This is a genomic window from Kitasatospora sp. NPDC048286 (assembly GCF_043201735.1).
GTDB lineage: Bacteria > Actinomycetota > Actinomycetes > Streptomycetales > Streptomycetaceae > Kitasatospora.
In genome coordinates, this window is record NZ_JBICZE010000025.1 from 1 (window position 1) to 14,638 (window position 14,638).

The window sequence follows — 14,638 nt, forward strand, 5'->3', positions numbered from 1 at the left end:
CCTCGGGCGTGGCCTCGGCGAGGAAGTCGTCCACGCCGGCCTCCTCCGCGATCGCCTTGGCGGTCAGCGGGTTGTCGCCCGTGATCATGACGGTCCTGATGCCCATCGCCCGGAGATCCTCGAACCGCTCCCGGATGCCGTGCTTGACCACGTCCTTGAGGTGGATCACCCCCAGGACACCAGCCGGCCCGGCACCGTGCTGCTCCGCGACCACCAGCGGGGTGCCGCCCGAGGCGGAGATCCCCTCGACCAGCGGGCCGAGTTCACCGCCCTCCGCGCCGCCGTTCTCGACCACCCACCGGACAACGGCACCGGCCGCGCCCTTGCGGATCCGCCGCACGCCGCCGTCCTCGTGGAGGTCGGCACCGCTCATCCGGGTCTGCGCGGAGAACTCGATCCACTCGGCCTGCCCGATCTCGCGCTGGGTCCGCGCCCGCAGGCCGTACTTCTCCTTGGCGAGGACGACGACGGAGCGGCCCTCCGGTGTCTCGTCGGCGAGGCTGGAGAGCTGCGCGGCGTCGGCCAGGCGACCGATGCCCACGCCTCCGACCGGGGTGAACCCGGCCGCCTGCCGGTTGCCGAAGGTGATCGTTCCGGTCTTGTCCAGCAGCAGCGTCGACACGTCGCCCGCCGCCTCCACCGCGCGCCCGGACATCGCCAGCACGTTGCGCTGCACCAGACGGTCCATGCCGGCGATGCCGATCGCGGAGAGCAGCGCGCCGATCGTGGTGGGGATCAGCGCCACCAGCAGGGCCACCAGCACCACGATGCTCTGCTCGGCTCCCGCGTAGGCCGCCATCGGCTGGAGCGTGACGACGGCCAGCAGGAAGACGATGGTCAGCGAGGCCAGCAGGATGTCGAGCGCGATCTCGTTCGGCGTCTTCTGCCGGGCGGCGCCCTCGACCAGGGCGATCATCCGGTCGATGAAGGTCTCGCCGGGCTTGGAGGTGATCCTGACGACGATCCGGTCGGACAGCACCTTGGTGCCGCCGGTGACGGCGGAGCGGTCCCCGCCGGACTCGCGGATCACCGGTGCCGACTCGCCCGTGATGGCGGACTCGTCCACCGTGGCGGCGCCTTCGACCACGTCCCCGTCGCCGGGGATCTGCTCCCCGGCCTCGACGACCACGTGGTCGCCGAGCCTCAGCTCGGCCGCCGGTACGGTCTCCTCCGCGACGTCCGTCAGGCCTGGACGCCACGGCCCGGTGATCCGCCGGGCGACGGCCTCGGTCCTGGCCCGGCGCAGGGTGTCCGCCTGGGCCTTGCCCCGGCCCTCGGCCACGGCCTCGGCCAGGTTGGCGAACAGTACTGTGAGCCAGAGCCAGACGGTGATCAGCCAGGCGAACACACCGGGGTGGCGGATCGCCGAGTAGGTGGTCAGCAGCGATCCGACCTCGACCACGAACATGACCGGGTTGCGGGCCAGGACGCGTGGGTCGAGCTTGCGCAGGGCGTCGGGCAGGGCGCGGAGCAGCTGCCCGGGCTCCATCAGCCCGCCGGCGACGCGGTGGGCCTGCTGTACGGGCGCCGGCGCCGTCACCGGTGCAGTCCTTCCGCCAGCGGACCGAGCGCCAGCGCCGGGAAGTAGGTGAGCCCGACGACGATCAGCACGACGCCGGAGAGCATCCCGACGAACAGCGGCCGGTGCGTGGGCAGCGTCCCGGCGGTCGCGGGCACCGGGCTCTGCGCCGCCAGCGATCCGGCCAGGGCCAGCACGAAGACCATCGGCAGCAGGCGGCCGAACAGCATGGCGAGGCCGAGCGCGGTGTTCCACCAGGTACTGGTGGCGGTCAGGCCGGCGAAGGCGGAGCCGTTGTTGTTGGCCGCCGAGGTGAAGGCGTACAGCACCTCGGAGAAGCCGTGCGGGCCGCTGTTGAGCATCGCGGCCCGCTCCGCCGTGAACGTCATCGCCGTCCCCGTACCGACGAGCACGATCGCCGGGGTGGTGAGGATGTACAGGGAGGCGAACTTCATCTCCCGGCCGCCGAGCTTCTTGCCCAGGTACTCGGGGGTGCGGCCGACCATCAGACCGGCCACGAACACGGCGACCACGGCGAGGACCAGCATGCCGTAGAGGCCCGATCCGGTGCCGCCGGGGGCGATCTCGCCCAGCATCATGTCGAAGAGCAGCACGCCTCCGCCGAGCGGCGAGTAGGAGTCGTGGACGGAGTTCACCGCCCCGGTCGAGGTCAGGGTGGTGGACGCCCCGAAGAGGGTGGAGGCGGAGATCCCGAAGCGGACCTCCTTGCCCTCCATCGCAGCCCCGGCCGCCCGCAGTGCGCTGCCGTGGTGCTGCCACTCGAAGAGCGCCAGCAGCGCCGCGGACGCGGTCCAGAAGAGCACCATCACGGCAACGATGGCGTAGCCCTGACGCCGGTCGCCGACCATCGTCCCGAAGGTACGGGGCAGCGAGAAGGCGATCACCAGCAGCAGGTAGAGCTCCAGCCAGTTGGTCAGCGGGTCGGGGTTCTCGAACGGGTGCGCCGAGTTGGCGTTGTAGAAGCCGCCGCCGTTGGTGCCCAGCTCCTTGATCACCTCCTGGGTGGCCACCGGCCCGCCCGGGATGGCCTGGGTGCCGCCGCCCAGCGTGGTGACCTCGTCGACCGCGTGCAGGTTCTCGACCATCCCGCAGGCCACGAAGACCACGGCGAACACCACCGAGACCGGTAGCAGCAGCCTCAGCGTCACCCGGGTCACGTCCACCCAGAAGTTGCCCACCCGGTCCGTCCGGCTGCGCCCGAAGCCGCGGATCAGCGCGGCTGCCACGGCGATGCCCACCGCCGCGGACAGGAAGTTCTGCACCGCCAGGCCGGCCATCTGCACCAGGTGACCCATCGTCGACTCGCCCGCGTACGACTGCCAGTTGGTGTTGGTGACGAAGGAGACCGCGGTGTTCCACGCCGTCGCCACGGGCACCGCCGGGAAACCGAGCGAGAGCCACAGGTGGTTCTGCACGCGCTGGAAGGCGTAGAGGAACAGCAGCGAGACCGCCGAGAAGGCGAGCACGCCGCGCAGGTACGCCGTCCAGGTCTGCTCGGCGTCCGCGTCGACCCCGATCAGCCGGTAGGCGCCGCGCTCGACCCGTAGGTGCCGCCGGCTCGTCAGCAGGTGCGCCAGGTAGTCGCCGAGCGGGCGGTGGGACAGCGCGAGCGCCGCCACCAGGGCCAGGGCCTGGAGGAGACCCGCGAGCGCGGGATCCACGTCAGAACCGCTCGGGGAAGACCAGCGCCAGGACCAGGTAGACGACGATCACCCCGGCGACGGCCAACCCGAGGACGTTGTCGGCCGTCACAGCCGCTCGACCCCCTTCGCCACCAGCGCCAGCAGCGCGAACGCGAGGATCGTCACGCCGATGAAGGCGAGGTCAGCCATGTCGAGTACCCTCCGCAACCGATCGGCCACCCATCCGGTGAACCGATTCTCGACCGGGGCGCCCCACAGCACCGACCTCTCCTAGGCCATCAGGAGTCCCTGCGGACGACAGGGGCTTCGGGGTGCGGTCGAGGCGGGTGGTCGCTCACCCCTGCTTCCCGGGTCGGGAAGTCAGGCGAATTCGCGCGGGCACGGCCGCACGCCCGGCACGGTCAGGGCGAGCAGACCGCCGGCCAGGATCCCCCACCGGTCGTCGGCCAGGGCGTGGCGCTGGTCGGCGTGGCCCCGCTCCACCACGGAGGCATCGGCCTGGGTCACGCCGTCGACGGCGGGCAGCAGCCGCTGGCGCAGGAGGTCGGTTGCACCACCTGTGGGGCGGCCTCGTGACCGATCACGTCCGTGCCGTTCCGGGCCCCGCCCAGGGCGTGTACCGGTCACCGTGCCGGCGGCCGGCAGCACGACCGGACAGAGTCCGGTCAGCCCGCGCACCAGACGCGGGGTGTTCCACCAGGCCCGGCTGAACCAGGAGCGGTCGAACCGATGGCGGGAGGCGCGCGGCGCGGATGGTGGCAGGGCGGCTTCCTGGCGCACCGTCTCCGGTGTGACCGTGTTCCCCACGACCGCCGTACTGCCCGACGTACCCGTTGGCATCGCCGCGCGCCCCCTCCCCCTGTTTTCACTGGCCGCCGAACCTTCCCCGGACGAACCGGCCGGGGGTCGGGATTCGGCAAACGGTCCGCCGTTGGGCCCATGCCCGGGCGGCGAATCGTTTCCTCGCAGATGACGCTAGGTGCGCTCCGGCGCTCCGCCGCCCGCCCTGACGCACCCTTGACGCCTCCGAGGCCCGTCTTGACGGGGCATTGGCGCGGGATCGGTCCGGCCGCACCGCCCGACGAGGGCCTCGGCGGGCGGGGTGGTGCACCCGGTGCCGGTGGCACGCGGCACCGGGTGGGTCCGTCCGGCTACTGCCCGGCCTTGCGGCCGTGGTTCGCCTTCTTCTTCCGGCGGGCCTTCTTCTTGCGGGCACGCCTGGACAACGCGGTTCCTCCGCGCTCTCGGGTCGTACGGGTCAGGCGGCCTGGGCGACCAGTTGGTCGGCGAGCTTGGCCAGCCGCTTCAGCGAGCGCTCCTCCTGGGCGGCCGCCGCCGTCTGCGCGACCGAACCGCCGTCGTAGTAGGCGCCGTTGGCCACGACCGTCTCCGGCAGGCAGAGCCGCACGACGGCCGCCGCCCCCTCCGCGGCCGGCGCGCCGGCGCGCCCGTAGAGCGGCAGCAGCGCGGTGGCGCACTGGCCCGGGTTGAGGCTGACGGCGGTGATGCCGGAGCCGGCCGGGGCCATCTCGGCGGTCGCCATGGTGAGCGCGAGCTGCGACTGCGCGTACGCGGCGACCCGCGAGTACCTCTTCGTCCGGTGCGGGTCCGACCAGTTCATCGAGGCGGTGCGGTGCAGCGAGGAGGAGACGTTGACGATCCGGGCGTCTCCGGCCGCCGAGAGCGGTGCGCGCAGCAGCTTCGCCAGCAGGTGCGCGGCCAGGAAGTTGACCTGGAGCGAGACCTCGTTGCCGTCCTCGGTGAGGGTGCAGCGCTCGGGGGCCATCGCGGCGGCGTTGTTCACCAGCAGGTCCAGCGCCGGGTAGTGCTTGACGACCGTGCCGGCCAGCACCGCGATCTCCGCGAGGCGGGTGAAGTCGGCGGCCAGCTCGACGAGTTGGTCCCTCCGGGCGCCCGCGTCGACCAGCCGGGCGACGGCCGCCTCGGCCTCACCGGTGGTGCGCGCGTGCACGAGGACGGTCGCGCCGTGGCCGGCGAGCAGTCGGGCGGTCTCCCAGCCGATGCCGGACGAGGCGCCGGTGACGAGGGCGATGTGGGCGGACAGAACAGCGTCGGACATGACCCATCCAAGGGTGGAAGGGCACCGGCGGGGTGCGGAGGAGGTACGGCACGGAGCCGTACGCCTCCGGGCCGCCGGTGCGAAAAGGGGGTTGATGCGATGGACCGCCGTCCGTTCCCCTGCCCTCGGAGCCCTCCGGAACAGGGGAACGGACGGCGGTGACCCGCACGGGCACGACGAACGGCACCCGGCCCGTGCGCGCGGCCGGCGGAGAGCGGGAAGGGGCTCGGCCTACCGGACGACGATGGCGACCGCGACAGCGACAGCGACGATCCGCGGCCGACTATGCGGCGGGCGGTCGTGGTGACGTGTCGAGCGGTGCATGCCCCCCATCAAAGCCCTCCCCGAGGCCCGGAGCAAGCTGCTCCACCCTCCCTGACGAACCCCTGACGGTCTCCTGACGCCCCGCCGACGACGCCCCGCCGACGACTCCTCGACGACGCAGCGGCTCCGGACCCCACCGAAGCCGACCTACCGGGTGGGCCCGGCCCTCTCCCGCTGACACCGGTGCTCGACAAGCATCACGCCACCGCGCGGGCCAGGCTGATCACGTACGCGGTACCACCACCGGCCGCCTCTTCGACGGCCAGCTCACCGTTCATCGCCTCCACGAAGCCCCGCACCACCGCCGGACCCGTGGGCTCCGCGGCACCGGCCTCGCGGCCGTGGACGGTCACCCGGACGTCCACTCGCCCGGCCACCACGCCGGCGTCCACCACGACCACCGCCGTCCCACCGGAGACCAGGACGTCCGCGATCGCCCGCTCCAGCAACCCCGGGTCCGCGAGCACCCGCGGCAGAGCCGCTCCGAGGTCGACCCGGACGCCGGGCAGCCCGTCGGCGGCGGCCCGCACCACCTCGGCCAGCACCGTCGGCCTCAGCACCACGGGCATCACCCCGGCTCGCAGCCGGCTCAGGTCCAGCAGGTTGGCGACCAGCCGCTCCATCCGTTCCACCTCGGCACCGATCCGCTCCCCGGCTTGCTCCGGCAGCCGCCCGGCCTCCCGACGCACCGTCGCCAGCGGCGCCCGCAGGTCCTTCCCGAGGGCCTCCAGCAGCGCGGTGTGCATCGCGTCGGTGTGCGCGAGCACCTCCGCCGCCGCTGCCTGCGCGGCCAGCCGTTCCCGTTCCCGGGCCAGCCTCAACTGCGTGACGTACGGCCCGAGCAGCCGGGTGTCCTCCTCGGTGAGCGGTGCACCGCGCAGCGCGAGCACCGCGCCGTCGCCCAAGCCGACGGAGAACGACGCCTCGTCGGGCTCCGACGGCGCCTCCACCCCGGCCGAGGCCGCCGGTTGCCAGAGCGCATCCCCCGTACGCAGCAGCACGGCGGCACCGTCCAGACCGAACACCTGCCGCAGCTCCGCCACCAGATCGGACAGCACCCGCGGCCCGGACTCCACCGTCTCCCCCGCCAGCCGACCGAGCACCGCTGCCTCCGCCCGTGCCCGGTCCGCCTGCTGCGAACGGCGCGTCAGACCGTCGATCAGGTGCGAGATCACTCCGGCCACCGCGAGGAACACCAGCAGCGCCGCGGCGTCCGCGCCCCGTTCCACCGTCAGGCTGTGCCGCGGCGCGGTGAAGAACCAGTCCGCCGCCAGCGCCCCGGCGGCCGTACTGCCCGCCGCCGGCAGCAGCCCGCCCAGCCGGGCGGTTCCGGCCACCACCAACAACAGGCACAGCAGCACCCCGGACAGCCCGAGCGAGTGCCGCGACGGGGACAACGCCCACGTCAGCGCGACCGCCCCCACCGGCCCCAGCAGCCACGCCAGGCGGCGCCGCCGGACCGGAAGCAGCGCCGGGCGCCGGCGCCGCGGCGAGGGCGGCACGGTCAGCAGCCCCGGCTCCGGCGGCGGCAGCACGTGCACGTCGATCGGACCGGCCAGCCGGATCACCCGGTTGATCACCGAACCGGAGAGCAGCTCGCGCAACCTGCTGCGGCTGGTCGGCCCCAGCAGGATCTGCGTGGCGCTCTCCGAGCGGGCGAAGTCCACCAGCACCCGGGCCACGTCGCCGCCGCTCACCTCGACGTAGCCGCCGCGCAGCTCCCGGAGCAGGTCCCGCTGCGCCGCCAGCCCCGGCGGCTCGTGCTCGGCCGTGCCGTCGTCCAGCCGGACGTGCACGCCGAGCAGGTCCCCGTGCACCCGGGTCGCCGTACGGGCTCCCCGACGGATCAGGTGCTCGCCCTGCGCGGCACCGTTCAGGGCGACAAGGATCCGCTCCTTGGTCTCCCACGGCGCCCGGATGCCGTGCCGGGCCCGGTAGTCGGCCAGCTCCTCCTCCACCCGGTCGGCGAGCCAGAGCAGCGCCAGCTCCCGCAGCGCGCCGAGGTTGCCGGCCCGGAAGTAGTGGTCCAACGCCACGTCGATCCGGTCCGGCGGATAGACCTCCCCGTGCGCCATCCGCGCCCGCAGCGCCTGCGGGCTCAGATCGACCAGCTCGATCCGGTCGGCCGCGCGCACCACCTCGTCCGGGATCGTCTCCCGCTGGGCGACGCCGGTGATCTGCTCGACGACGTCGTTGAGACTCTCCAGGTGCTGGATGTTGAGCGTGGTCGCCACGTCGATCCCCGCGTCCAGCAGCTCCCGCACGTCCTGCCAGCGCTTCCCGTGCCGCCCGCCGGGCGCGTCGGTGTGCGCGAGCTCGTCCACCAGCGCGAGCGCCGGGCGGCGCGCCAACAGCGCGTCCACATCCAGCTCCGTCAGCTCCACCCCGCGGTACGGGACCGGCTTGCGGGGCAGCACCGGCAGGTCCCCCAACTGCTCCTCGGTCCCGCGCCGACCGTACGTCTCGACCAGGCCGACCACCACGTCCAGCCCCTCGTCGCGCAGCCGGCGCCCTTCCCGGAGCATGGCGTACGTCTTCCCCACCCCCGGCGCCGCGCCCAGGAACACCCGCAGTTTCCCGGCCACTGCCGCCGCCCCACCGCCTCTCCCCGCCTCCGGTTCCACGCCCCGCCCTACCCGACGCGGACGCGCGGGCGCCAGGAGCGATCCGGCTCGGCCTCACGCAGCCCCGCGCGGGTGACCGGAGCGACCACGGACACGCCCTCCGGCTGCCATGCCCGACACCTCGTCCGCCGCGTCGACGCGGCGGCACCCGACGAACTCACCCTGTGCCCCTGTCCGCGTCCTCGGCCGGCGCCACCTCGGCGCAGGGCGCAAGGCTATGCGACCAGCCGCCGCGCTCCCGGCAACCGCCGGCGCGGATTCGCCCCGTCGGCCCAGCGGCCCTGGACAGCCCGTACTTCGCGGCGCTGCCCGCAGTGGCTGCCGGTGAACAGGTGAACGAGGGTGACCGGGCAAGGTAAAGTTCGTTGGCCGGACATGACCAATACCAGGCGCATCGCCGCCTTCACCGTCCTGGCCGCCGCCGTCCTCTCCCTGGGTACCGGTCCGGCGTCCGCTACCGGACAGGCCCGGCACCTCACGCCCGCCGTCACCGTCGAGCAGTGCGAGGAGGGCGGCGGCTGGGTGGCCGCCGACCTCCGCACCCGCCAACTGTTCTGCACCGACGGGGAATTCAAGGACCACCTCGTGATCTGAACGCGACGCCCAGAGGTGGCGCCAGAGCGGTGGCGTCACCTCGGGTGGCGGAGAAGCGGGCACCAGCGCTTCGGCTGGTGCCTCATCGCGCCTCTCCCCCGCGCGGGCCGGCCGAGGCGTCCGGGCCCCACCGTTGGCCGGCCCCGGCCCGGCCGGGGCCGGCAGTTCAGGACGCCTCGGTGCCGTAGCTGTAGTAGTAGACGGCTTCACCCTCGGCGTCGAAGAGGTGCGCGGTGTCCCCCTTGTCGGCCCAGATGGCGCGTCCGCTGCCGAAGGAGTAGCCGCCCCACTCGGCGTGGACTTCGTTGGTGTAGATCCGGATTCGCTGGCCGGCCCTGAGCGTGGTGCCGGGCGGGAAGGTGAAGTTCTGGCCGGGGTCGTCCGCGTGGAGGTTCCAGCCGGAGATGTCCGCGTGCGCCGTGCCCTGGTTGACGATCTCGACGTACTCGTCGGCCTGGGTGTACTTGACCTTGCCCTTCTGGCAGACGTCGGTGATGACCACCTCCGGGACGCCCACGCGGGAGAGCACGGCGACGATGTCGGCGCTGTTGGAGCCGTTCTCGGGGCTGAAGAACTTGTTGACGATCTCGCCGCTCCGCTTGAAGCCGGTGATCACGGCGGCGTACTCCTCGCCGTCGATGGTCACGCTCTCCGGGGACACCCGCGTGGGCAGATCGACCTCGTCGTCGGGCGTGGGGCCGTCGTTGGGCGTCTCGAAGTGGTGGAACCTGAAGCTGAACTCGCGGTCCTTGTCGTCCTCCTCGAACCGGATGCGCACCACGAGATCGACGTCGAACTGGTCGACGCCGCCGCCCAGGATGGGGAAGTTCCGGTGGGTGAAGGTGCCCAGGGTCGCCTCCGAACCGTCGGCCTTCATCTCGACCGTGCCGCCGGAGAACGAGTAACCGCTCTTGCCGCCCTCGACGGGTGTGCCCCAGGTGACGTGGCCGGTGTCGAGGCCCGAGACGTTGGACGGGGTCGGGTTGATGGCGGTCCAGGTTCCCGACGTCGTGACTTTGGACATGCTCGGACAACTCCTCGCTCTGATGGGCACGCCGCACGAACGAACGGCTGAGTGCGTTTCGTCGGCGGCCGGCGCTGCGGCCGGCCTTGAGGGGCCTTCGCCGACCGACGCCCCCACTCTCCCAACAGCTCAGGCGAATCCTGGGCAAGGATGCCCACGCACCACTCGTCCGGGTGACGGGGCACTTGTCCGTGGAGCAGCCTCTCGCCCCCGCGCGCACCGCCGTCCCGCATCACGGTCGCGTCGCCGTCAGGGGCGGGTTCGATGTGCGGGACGGCGCGCTCCGTGTGGGCGTGCAGGGCCCACCAGGAGCGGGCGGTGTCGCGTCGGGCACGCCGGTACGGGTTCGAGGGACCGCTCTCCCTCTCCGACTATCCGCCCAGCCCCTCCCCGACCTCGCGGATGCCGGCCCCTGCGGCGCCGCGCCTGAGCGTTTCGAGCCCGAAGGCTGCCACGGGTCCGTGCGCACCGGGCCGGAGGTCGGCGTCCGGGGCGGTTGCGTGGACGGCGCCCCAGGCGAGCAGGGAGGCGGTCGTCGTGGCGACCAGGGTGGCGCGGGTTCCCGCGCTGTCCGGCCTGGCAGCCGACGGCAACGTCCGCCCGTAAGCCGGGCACGCCCCGGGACATGGAGACGCACCAGTACCGGGATGCCGACGTCGGCGAGGGCTACCGACTCAGCGCGGGGTACCGCTTGCGGTACTCGCGCGGGCCGACGCCCTTCCACTGCCGGAACGCCTGGGAGAAGCTGGACACCTCGGCGTAGCCGAGCCTGCGCGCGATCTGCTCGACGGGCATGCCGGCGGTGATCAGCAGTTCCTCCGCGAGCAGGGCCCGGTAGGAGGTGCCCTCGGCGGCGAGCCGGTGGCGCAGCGTACGGCTGCCGACGTGGAGGAGCCGGGCGACCTCGTCGGCGTCGGGCGGGTCGACCAGCCGGGAGACCAGAACGTCCCGGACCTGCCCTGCCAGCCCCGTCCGGGCCCGCCGCCGGGCCAGCAGTTCCCGGCACTGGTCCAGTGCGAGGGCCGCCGTGTGCTCGTTGGCCTGGGGAAGCGGTACGTCCAGCACGGCCGGATCGAGCGTGATCACGGTCTCCTCGGCGCCGAAGCCTCCTGACACCCCCGCTCCGGCCGCCGTCGGCGCGCCTCGGCGTCTTGATCGAGGGCCGCTCGCCCACCTGTGCGCGGCAGCCCCCTCCTCACCAGGTCACGGACGCGATCCCGGTGCGGCGGCGCTGCGGGCGGTCGGATCCACACCCGACCGGCCCGTTCCCCGCCGGTGCGGATGCGGAACTCGAGTCGCCGGCGCTCGACCGGTGTCAGCCGCCGGCGGGGTGCTTGGGGAGGGCGCGGTGGGCGTACCAGGCGTCGCGGGCCTGGGCTCGGGTGCCGGCCGGGTTCGCACGGTGCCAGGCGCTGGTGAAGCGGTTGAACTCGAACTGCTCCCCGATCTCGCGGGGCCGGACCGTCTCCGGGCGGGTGGCGTGCCAGTGGGCGACGGCATCGGTCAGGGTCCGGCCGGCGCTCCGGGCGATGAAGTCGCGCATGAAGGCGTCGAAGTGGAAGCCGGGGCCGATCGTCTCGACGAAGTACCTCCGGAGGACCTGGCCGCACCGCTGGCCCGGCGGGATCACCGTGTCGCCGTCGACGGGCGCGGCCAACTGCGCGGTCGCCGGGGAACGGCGGGCCGGGGCGGCCGGTGGCGGCGTACCGTCCAGCGCCGCGGCGAGCCGGGCGGTGAGCGCTGCCTTGCCGCCGTGCCGCGCGACGCCCATCGATCGGGCGAGAGCCGTCAGCTCGTCCAGTGTCCAGTACCAGCGCAGCAGTTCGGAGCCAGTGAGGCCGGCCGTCAGTGGGGGCCTGGACTCGGTGGCTGCCGTGCCGGTGTTCCGGTTCTCGATCACGGCTGTGATTCTGCCGGATCGTGTTCCAGGGGTTCGTCCCGGCCTTGTTCCCCCCTCTCCCCCACTCCGCTGCCCCGGAGTGACGGCATCGGCGCTGCGGGCCGCCGAAACCCGAGTACCGGACCGACCGGCTGTCAGCAGGGGAACAGCCGACTGCCGGTGACCTGTGAGCGGAGCCTGCGAGCGTACGGACCGCGCGAACCGCACCGGCCGCACCGACCGCACCGCGCTGAACCACGCTGAACCGCGCTGAACCGCGCTGAACCGAACGATGCCGAACCATCGGGAGCCCGCCATGCCCTCCGTATCCGAGACCCCACCGTGGAACGTCCACCGGCTGCCCCGCGCCGAGGGGCGGCGCTTCCTGGTCACCGGCGGCAACGCGGGCATCGGGTACTTCGTCGCCGAGCAGCTCGCCGCCACCGGGGCCACGGTCGTGCTGGGCAGCCGCGACCCGGCGAAGGCGCGGGCGGCGATCGCCTCCATCGGCTCGCGCGTCCCCGGCGCCGACGTGCGGCACCTGCCCCTGGACCTGGCCGACCTCGCCTCGCTCCGCGCGTCCGTGGACGCGCTCGGGCCGGACCGGCTCGACGCCGTCGTCCACAACGCCGGCGTGGCGCTCGACCACCCACCGCGCCGCGAGAGCGCCGACGGGCACGAGCTGATGCTCGCCACCAACCACCTCGGCCACTTCGCCCTGACCCACCACCTGGCACCCCTGCTCGCGGCCACCCCCGGAAGCCGGGTCGTCACCACCGGCAGCTTCGCCGCCAAGTCCGAGCACCTGGACCTCGACGACCTCCAGAGCACCCGCGACTACCGGCCCAAGCGCACCTACGCACGCTCCAAACTCGCCCAGATGCTCTTCGCCCTCGAACTCGACCGCCGCCTGCGCGCCGCCCGCAGCACCACGCTGAGCGTCCTCGTCCACCCCGGCGGCGCACTCGACGCCCTCACCCCCTCGCGCCCGCGCGTCCACGTCCGCACCACCGGCGCACGGCTGCGCCACCTGCCGCTCGGCCTCGTCGTGCAGGGCAAGGACGCCGCCGCGTGGCCCGCCGTCCGGGCCGTGCTCGACCCGGGCGTTCGCGGCGGCCAGATGTGGAGCCCCCGCGTGTTCGGACTGCGCGGCACCCCGCGAACCGAACCCCTGTGGGACCACCTCAAGGACACCGCCACCGCCGCCCGGCTGTGGGCGGCCAGCCGCGAACTGACCGGCACCGATCCGTCCTTCGCCGGATAGCCGGCCGGGTGGTCGACGTCCGGCTCGCCCAGCGCCGCCGGAGCTGACGTCCGTTCCCCGGGGGTGCCGACGCACGAGCGCCGGCACCCCGTCGGGCGGGGCGACCGCGTCGCCCCGCCCGACGCGGTCAAGGGCGCACCGCTCTCGGTCCGGAAGCCGCCCGGACGACCGCTGGGCCCTCGCCGAGGCCTTCGAGTTCCACGAGCGCCTCGGCAAGGAACGCCTGACCGCCGGCATCTCCGCGTTTACGGCTCTGACGGGCCGTCCCCCGCGTGTGGCTTCCGTCCGACACCGGACAGTCGGGCTCCCGGGGTGCCTCAGTCGAGTCGTGCCTCAGCGGAAGGCGGCGATGTTGCGGGTGACCCAGTCGTCGAAGGGGCGGGGGGCGCGGCCGAGGACCCGTTCCGCGTCCGGGCTGATCCGCAGTTCGGCCGGGTTCGGGGCGGAGATGATGTCCAGGGTGTCGTCGGCGAGTTCCACCGGTACGAATCGGGTCATCTCGGCCTTGGCCTCGCCGCGGGTGAGCTCGTGGAACCGTACGGGCGAACCGAGCGCGGCGGCGATCGCCTCCGCCTGCTGACGCGGCGTGATCACCTCCGGCCCGGTCAACTCGTACACCCCGCCGCTGTGCCGGTCGTCCAGCAGGCAGGCCGCCGCGACCTCGCCGATGTCCACCGGGTCGATGACCGGCACCCCCACGTCGCCGAAGGGCGCGGCGACCGTCCCTCGCGTGCGGACGGACTCCGCCCAGGCCAGGGCGTTGGAGGCGAAGCCGCCCGGTCGCAGGACGGTCCAGTCCAGGCCTGACCCCCGCAACGCGTCCTCGACCGCGCGCATCGCGACCCGCGACCGGCCGAGCGGCCGGGTCGCCACGCCCTGCGAGGACAGCAGGACGACCCGGCGGACCCCACTGGCCGCGGCCAGGTCGATGAGGTCGGCGGGCCTGGCTCCGAGGGCGTGCAGATCGCCGGACAGCAGGAGGAACAAGGCCTCCGCCCCGTCCAACGCGGGTGTGAGGCTTGTCGGTTCGGCCAGGTCGGCGGCCACGTGCCGGACTCCGTCCGGCATCGCCGCAGCGTGCCGCGACACCGCCGTCACCTGCCGGCCCGCCTCGGCCAGGGCCTGCGTCAGAGGTCGGCCCACGTTCCCGGTAGCCCCGGTCACCACGATCATGTTCAGCTCCAAGTCGGTTGTGCGCTGCGGTCGTTGACACTAGGAGCCGGGCTTGCGTTTCGTAAGGACATACCCGGAGGTAAGCTCCGGACATGACGGAAGGTGCGCAGCCCGCGCAGGCCGAGGCGAGTAGCCGGTATGAGGTGTTTCACACCGCCTGCCCCGCGCGCGACGTGGTCGACCACGTCACCAGCAGGTGGGGCATCTGGGTGCTGATCTCCTTGCGGAGCAACGACCTTCGGTTCTACGAGCTGCGCGACAGCATCCGGGGCATCAGCGAGAAGATGCTCGCCCAGACCCTGCGCGCGCTGGTCCAGGACGGCCTGGTCTGGCGGAAGGTGGAGCCGACGACGCCGCCCCAGGTCACCTACGGGCTGTCCGAGTTCGGTCGGGACGTCAGCGAGCCGCTGACGGACCTGTTCGACCGGATCACCCGGCGACTACCGCCGCGCGGCGCGGGATAGTGCGGTGGTGGTCGGCCTCGACGGCGGAT

At 73.3% G+C, this 14,638-nt stretch carries 14 protein-coding genes; 3 read left to right on the forward strand and 11 right to left on the reverse strand.

The window, feature by feature from the left end:
• The 7 genes from kdpB to ACGF13_RS37905 form a co-directional block, all read right to left on the reverse strand.
• Positions 1-1,489, reverse strand: a 1,489-nt coding sequence (gene kdpB / locus ACGF13_RS37875) for a potassium-transporting ATPase subunit KdpB (RefSeq protein ID WP_392884062.1), incomplete at its 3' end; no start/stop codon positions are given.
• A gap of 47 nt (positions 1,490-1,536) precedes the next feature.
• The gene (gene kdpA / locus ACGF13_RS37880; protein ID WP_392883972.1) at positions 1,537-3,201 is read right to left on the reverse strand and encodes a potassium-transporting ATPase subunit KdpA; all 1,665 of its coding nucleotides are present in this window, start codon (positions 3,199-3,201) and stop codon (positions 1,537-1,539) included.
• Between the two features lies 1 nt (position 3,202).
• Entirely contained in the window at positions 3,203-3,292 is a 90-nt protein-coding gene (locus tag ACGF13_RS37885) for a potassium-transporting ATPase subunit F (RefSeq protein WP_392883974.1), read from the reverse strand.
• The gene (locus ACGF13_RS37890; RefSeq protein ID WP_392883976.1) at positions 3,289-3,444 is read right to left on the reverse strand and encodes a hypothetical protein; all 156 of its coding nucleotides are present in this window, start codon (positions 3,442-3,444) and stop codon (positions 3,289-3,291) included. The genes ACGF13_RS37885 and ACGF13_RS37890 overlap by 4 nt, the downstream gene beginning before the upstream one ends.
• Positions 3,445-3,543: 99 nt before the next feature.
• On the reverse strand, positions 3,544-3,690 hold the full coding sequence (locus ACGF13_RS37895; protein ID WP_392883977.1) for a hypothetical protein: 147 nt from the start codon (positions 3,688-3,690) through the stop codon (positions 3,544-3,546).
• Positions 3,691-4,441: 751 nt separating this feature from the next.
• On the reverse strand, positions 4,442-5,263 hold the full coding sequence (locus ACGF13_RS37900; RefSeq protein WP_392883978.1) for an SDR family NAD(P)-dependent oxidoreductase: 822 nt from the start codon (positions 5,261-5,263) through the stop codon (positions 4,442-4,444).
• 521 nt (positions 5,264-5,784) lie between these two features.
• On the reverse strand, positions 5,785-8,172 hold the full coding sequence (locus ACGF13_RS37905; RefSeq protein ID WP_392883979.1) for a DUF4118 domain-containing protein: 2,388 nt from the start codon (positions 8,170-8,172) through the stop codon (positions 5,785-5,787).
• Positions 8,173-8,586: 414 nt separating this feature from the next.
• Between ACGF13_RS37905 and ACGF13_RS37910 the strand changes: the two genes are divergently transcribed.
• On the forward strand, positions 8,587-8,805 hold the full coding sequence (locus tag ACGF13_RS37910) for a hypothetical protein (protein ID WP_392883981.1): 219 nt from the start codon (positions 8,587-8,589) through the stop codon (positions 8,803-8,805).
• A gap of 166 nt (positions 8,806-8,971) precedes the next feature.
• Here the strand turns inward: ACGF13_RS37910 and ACGF13_RS37915 are convergent, their stop codons facing one another.
• From ACGF13_RS37915 to ACGF13_RS37925, 3 genes are all read right to left on the reverse strand, one after another.
• On the reverse strand, positions 8,972-9,829 hold the full coding sequence (locus ACGF13_RS37915; RefSeq protein WP_392883983.1) for a choice-of-anchor K domain-containing protein: 858 nt from the start codon (positions 9,827-9,829) through the stop codon (positions 8,972-8,974).
• A 666-nt stretch (positions 9,830-10,495) separates the two neighbouring features.
• The gene (locus ACGF13_RS37920; protein ID WP_392883984.1) at positions 10,496-10,945 is read right to left on the reverse strand and encodes a helix-turn-helix transcriptional regulator; all 450 of its coding nucleotides are present in this window, start codon (positions 10,943-10,945) and stop codon (positions 10,496-10,498) included.
• 199 nt (positions 10,946-11,144) lie between these two features.
• Complete coding sequence (locus ACGF13_RS37925) at positions 11,145-11,729, reverse strand: DUF6434 domain-containing protein (RefSeq protein ID WP_392883986.1); 585 nt, start codon at positions 11,727-11,729, stop codon at positions 11,145-11,147.
• A 295-nt stretch (positions 11,730-12,024) separates the two neighbouring features.
• Between ACGF13_RS37925 and ACGF13_RS37930 the strand changes: the two genes are divergently transcribed.
• Entirely contained in the window at positions 12,025-12,972 is a 948-nt protein-coding gene (locus ACGF13_RS37930) for an SDR family NAD(P)-dependent oxidoreductase (protein ID WP_392883987.1), read from the forward strand.
• Positions 12,973-13,305: 333 nt separating this feature from the next.
• Here ACGF13_RS37930 and ACGF13_RS37935 read toward each other — a convergent pair whose 3' ends face one another.
• Positions 13,306-14,145, reverse strand: a complete 840-nt coding sequence (locus ACGF13_RS37935) for an SDR family oxidoreductase (protein WP_392883988.1) — start codon at positions 14,143-14,145, stop codon at positions 13,306-13,308.
• A 92-nt stretch (positions 14,146-14,237) separates the two neighbouring features.
• Between ACGF13_RS37935 and ACGF13_RS37940 the strand changes: the two genes are divergently transcribed.
• The gene (locus tag ACGF13_RS37940) at positions 14,238-14,609 is read left to right on the forward strand and encodes a winged helix-turn-helix transcriptional regulator (RefSeq protein WP_392883989.1); all 372 of its coding nucleotides are present in this window, start codon (positions 14,238-14,240) and stop codon (positions 14,607-14,609) included.
• Positions 14,610-14,638 lie beyond the last annotated feature (29 nt).

What these genes read in the sequence shown, in the direction of transcription:
- ACGF13_RS37910 (WP_392883981.1), top strand. Translation starts at nt 8,587, where the DNA reads ATGACCAATACCAGGCGCATCGCCGCCTTCACCGTCCTGGCCGCCGCC.
- ACGF13_RS37915 (WP_392883983.1), bottom strand. Translation starts at nt 9,829, where the DNA reads ATGTCCAAAGTCACGACGTCGGGAACCTGGACCGCCATCAACCCGACC.
- ACGF13_RS37900 (WP_392883978.1), bottom strand. Translation starts at nt 5,263, where the DNA reads ATGTCCGACGCTGTTCTGTCCGCCCACATCGCCCTCGTCACCGGCGCC.
- ACGF13_RS37940 (WP_392883989.1), top strand. Translation starts at nt 14,238, where the DNA reads ATGACGGAAGGTGCGCAGCCCGCGCAGGCCGAGGCGAGTAGCCGGTAT.
- ACGF13_RS37930 (WP_392883987.1), top strand. Translation starts at nt 12,025, where the DNA reads ATGCCCTCCGTATCCGAGACCCCACCGTGGAACGTCCACCGGCTGCCC.
- ACGF13_RS37935 (WP_392883988.1), bottom strand. Translation starts at nt 14,145, where the DNA reads ATGATCGTGGTGACCGGGGCTACCGGGAACGTGGGCCGACCTCTGACG.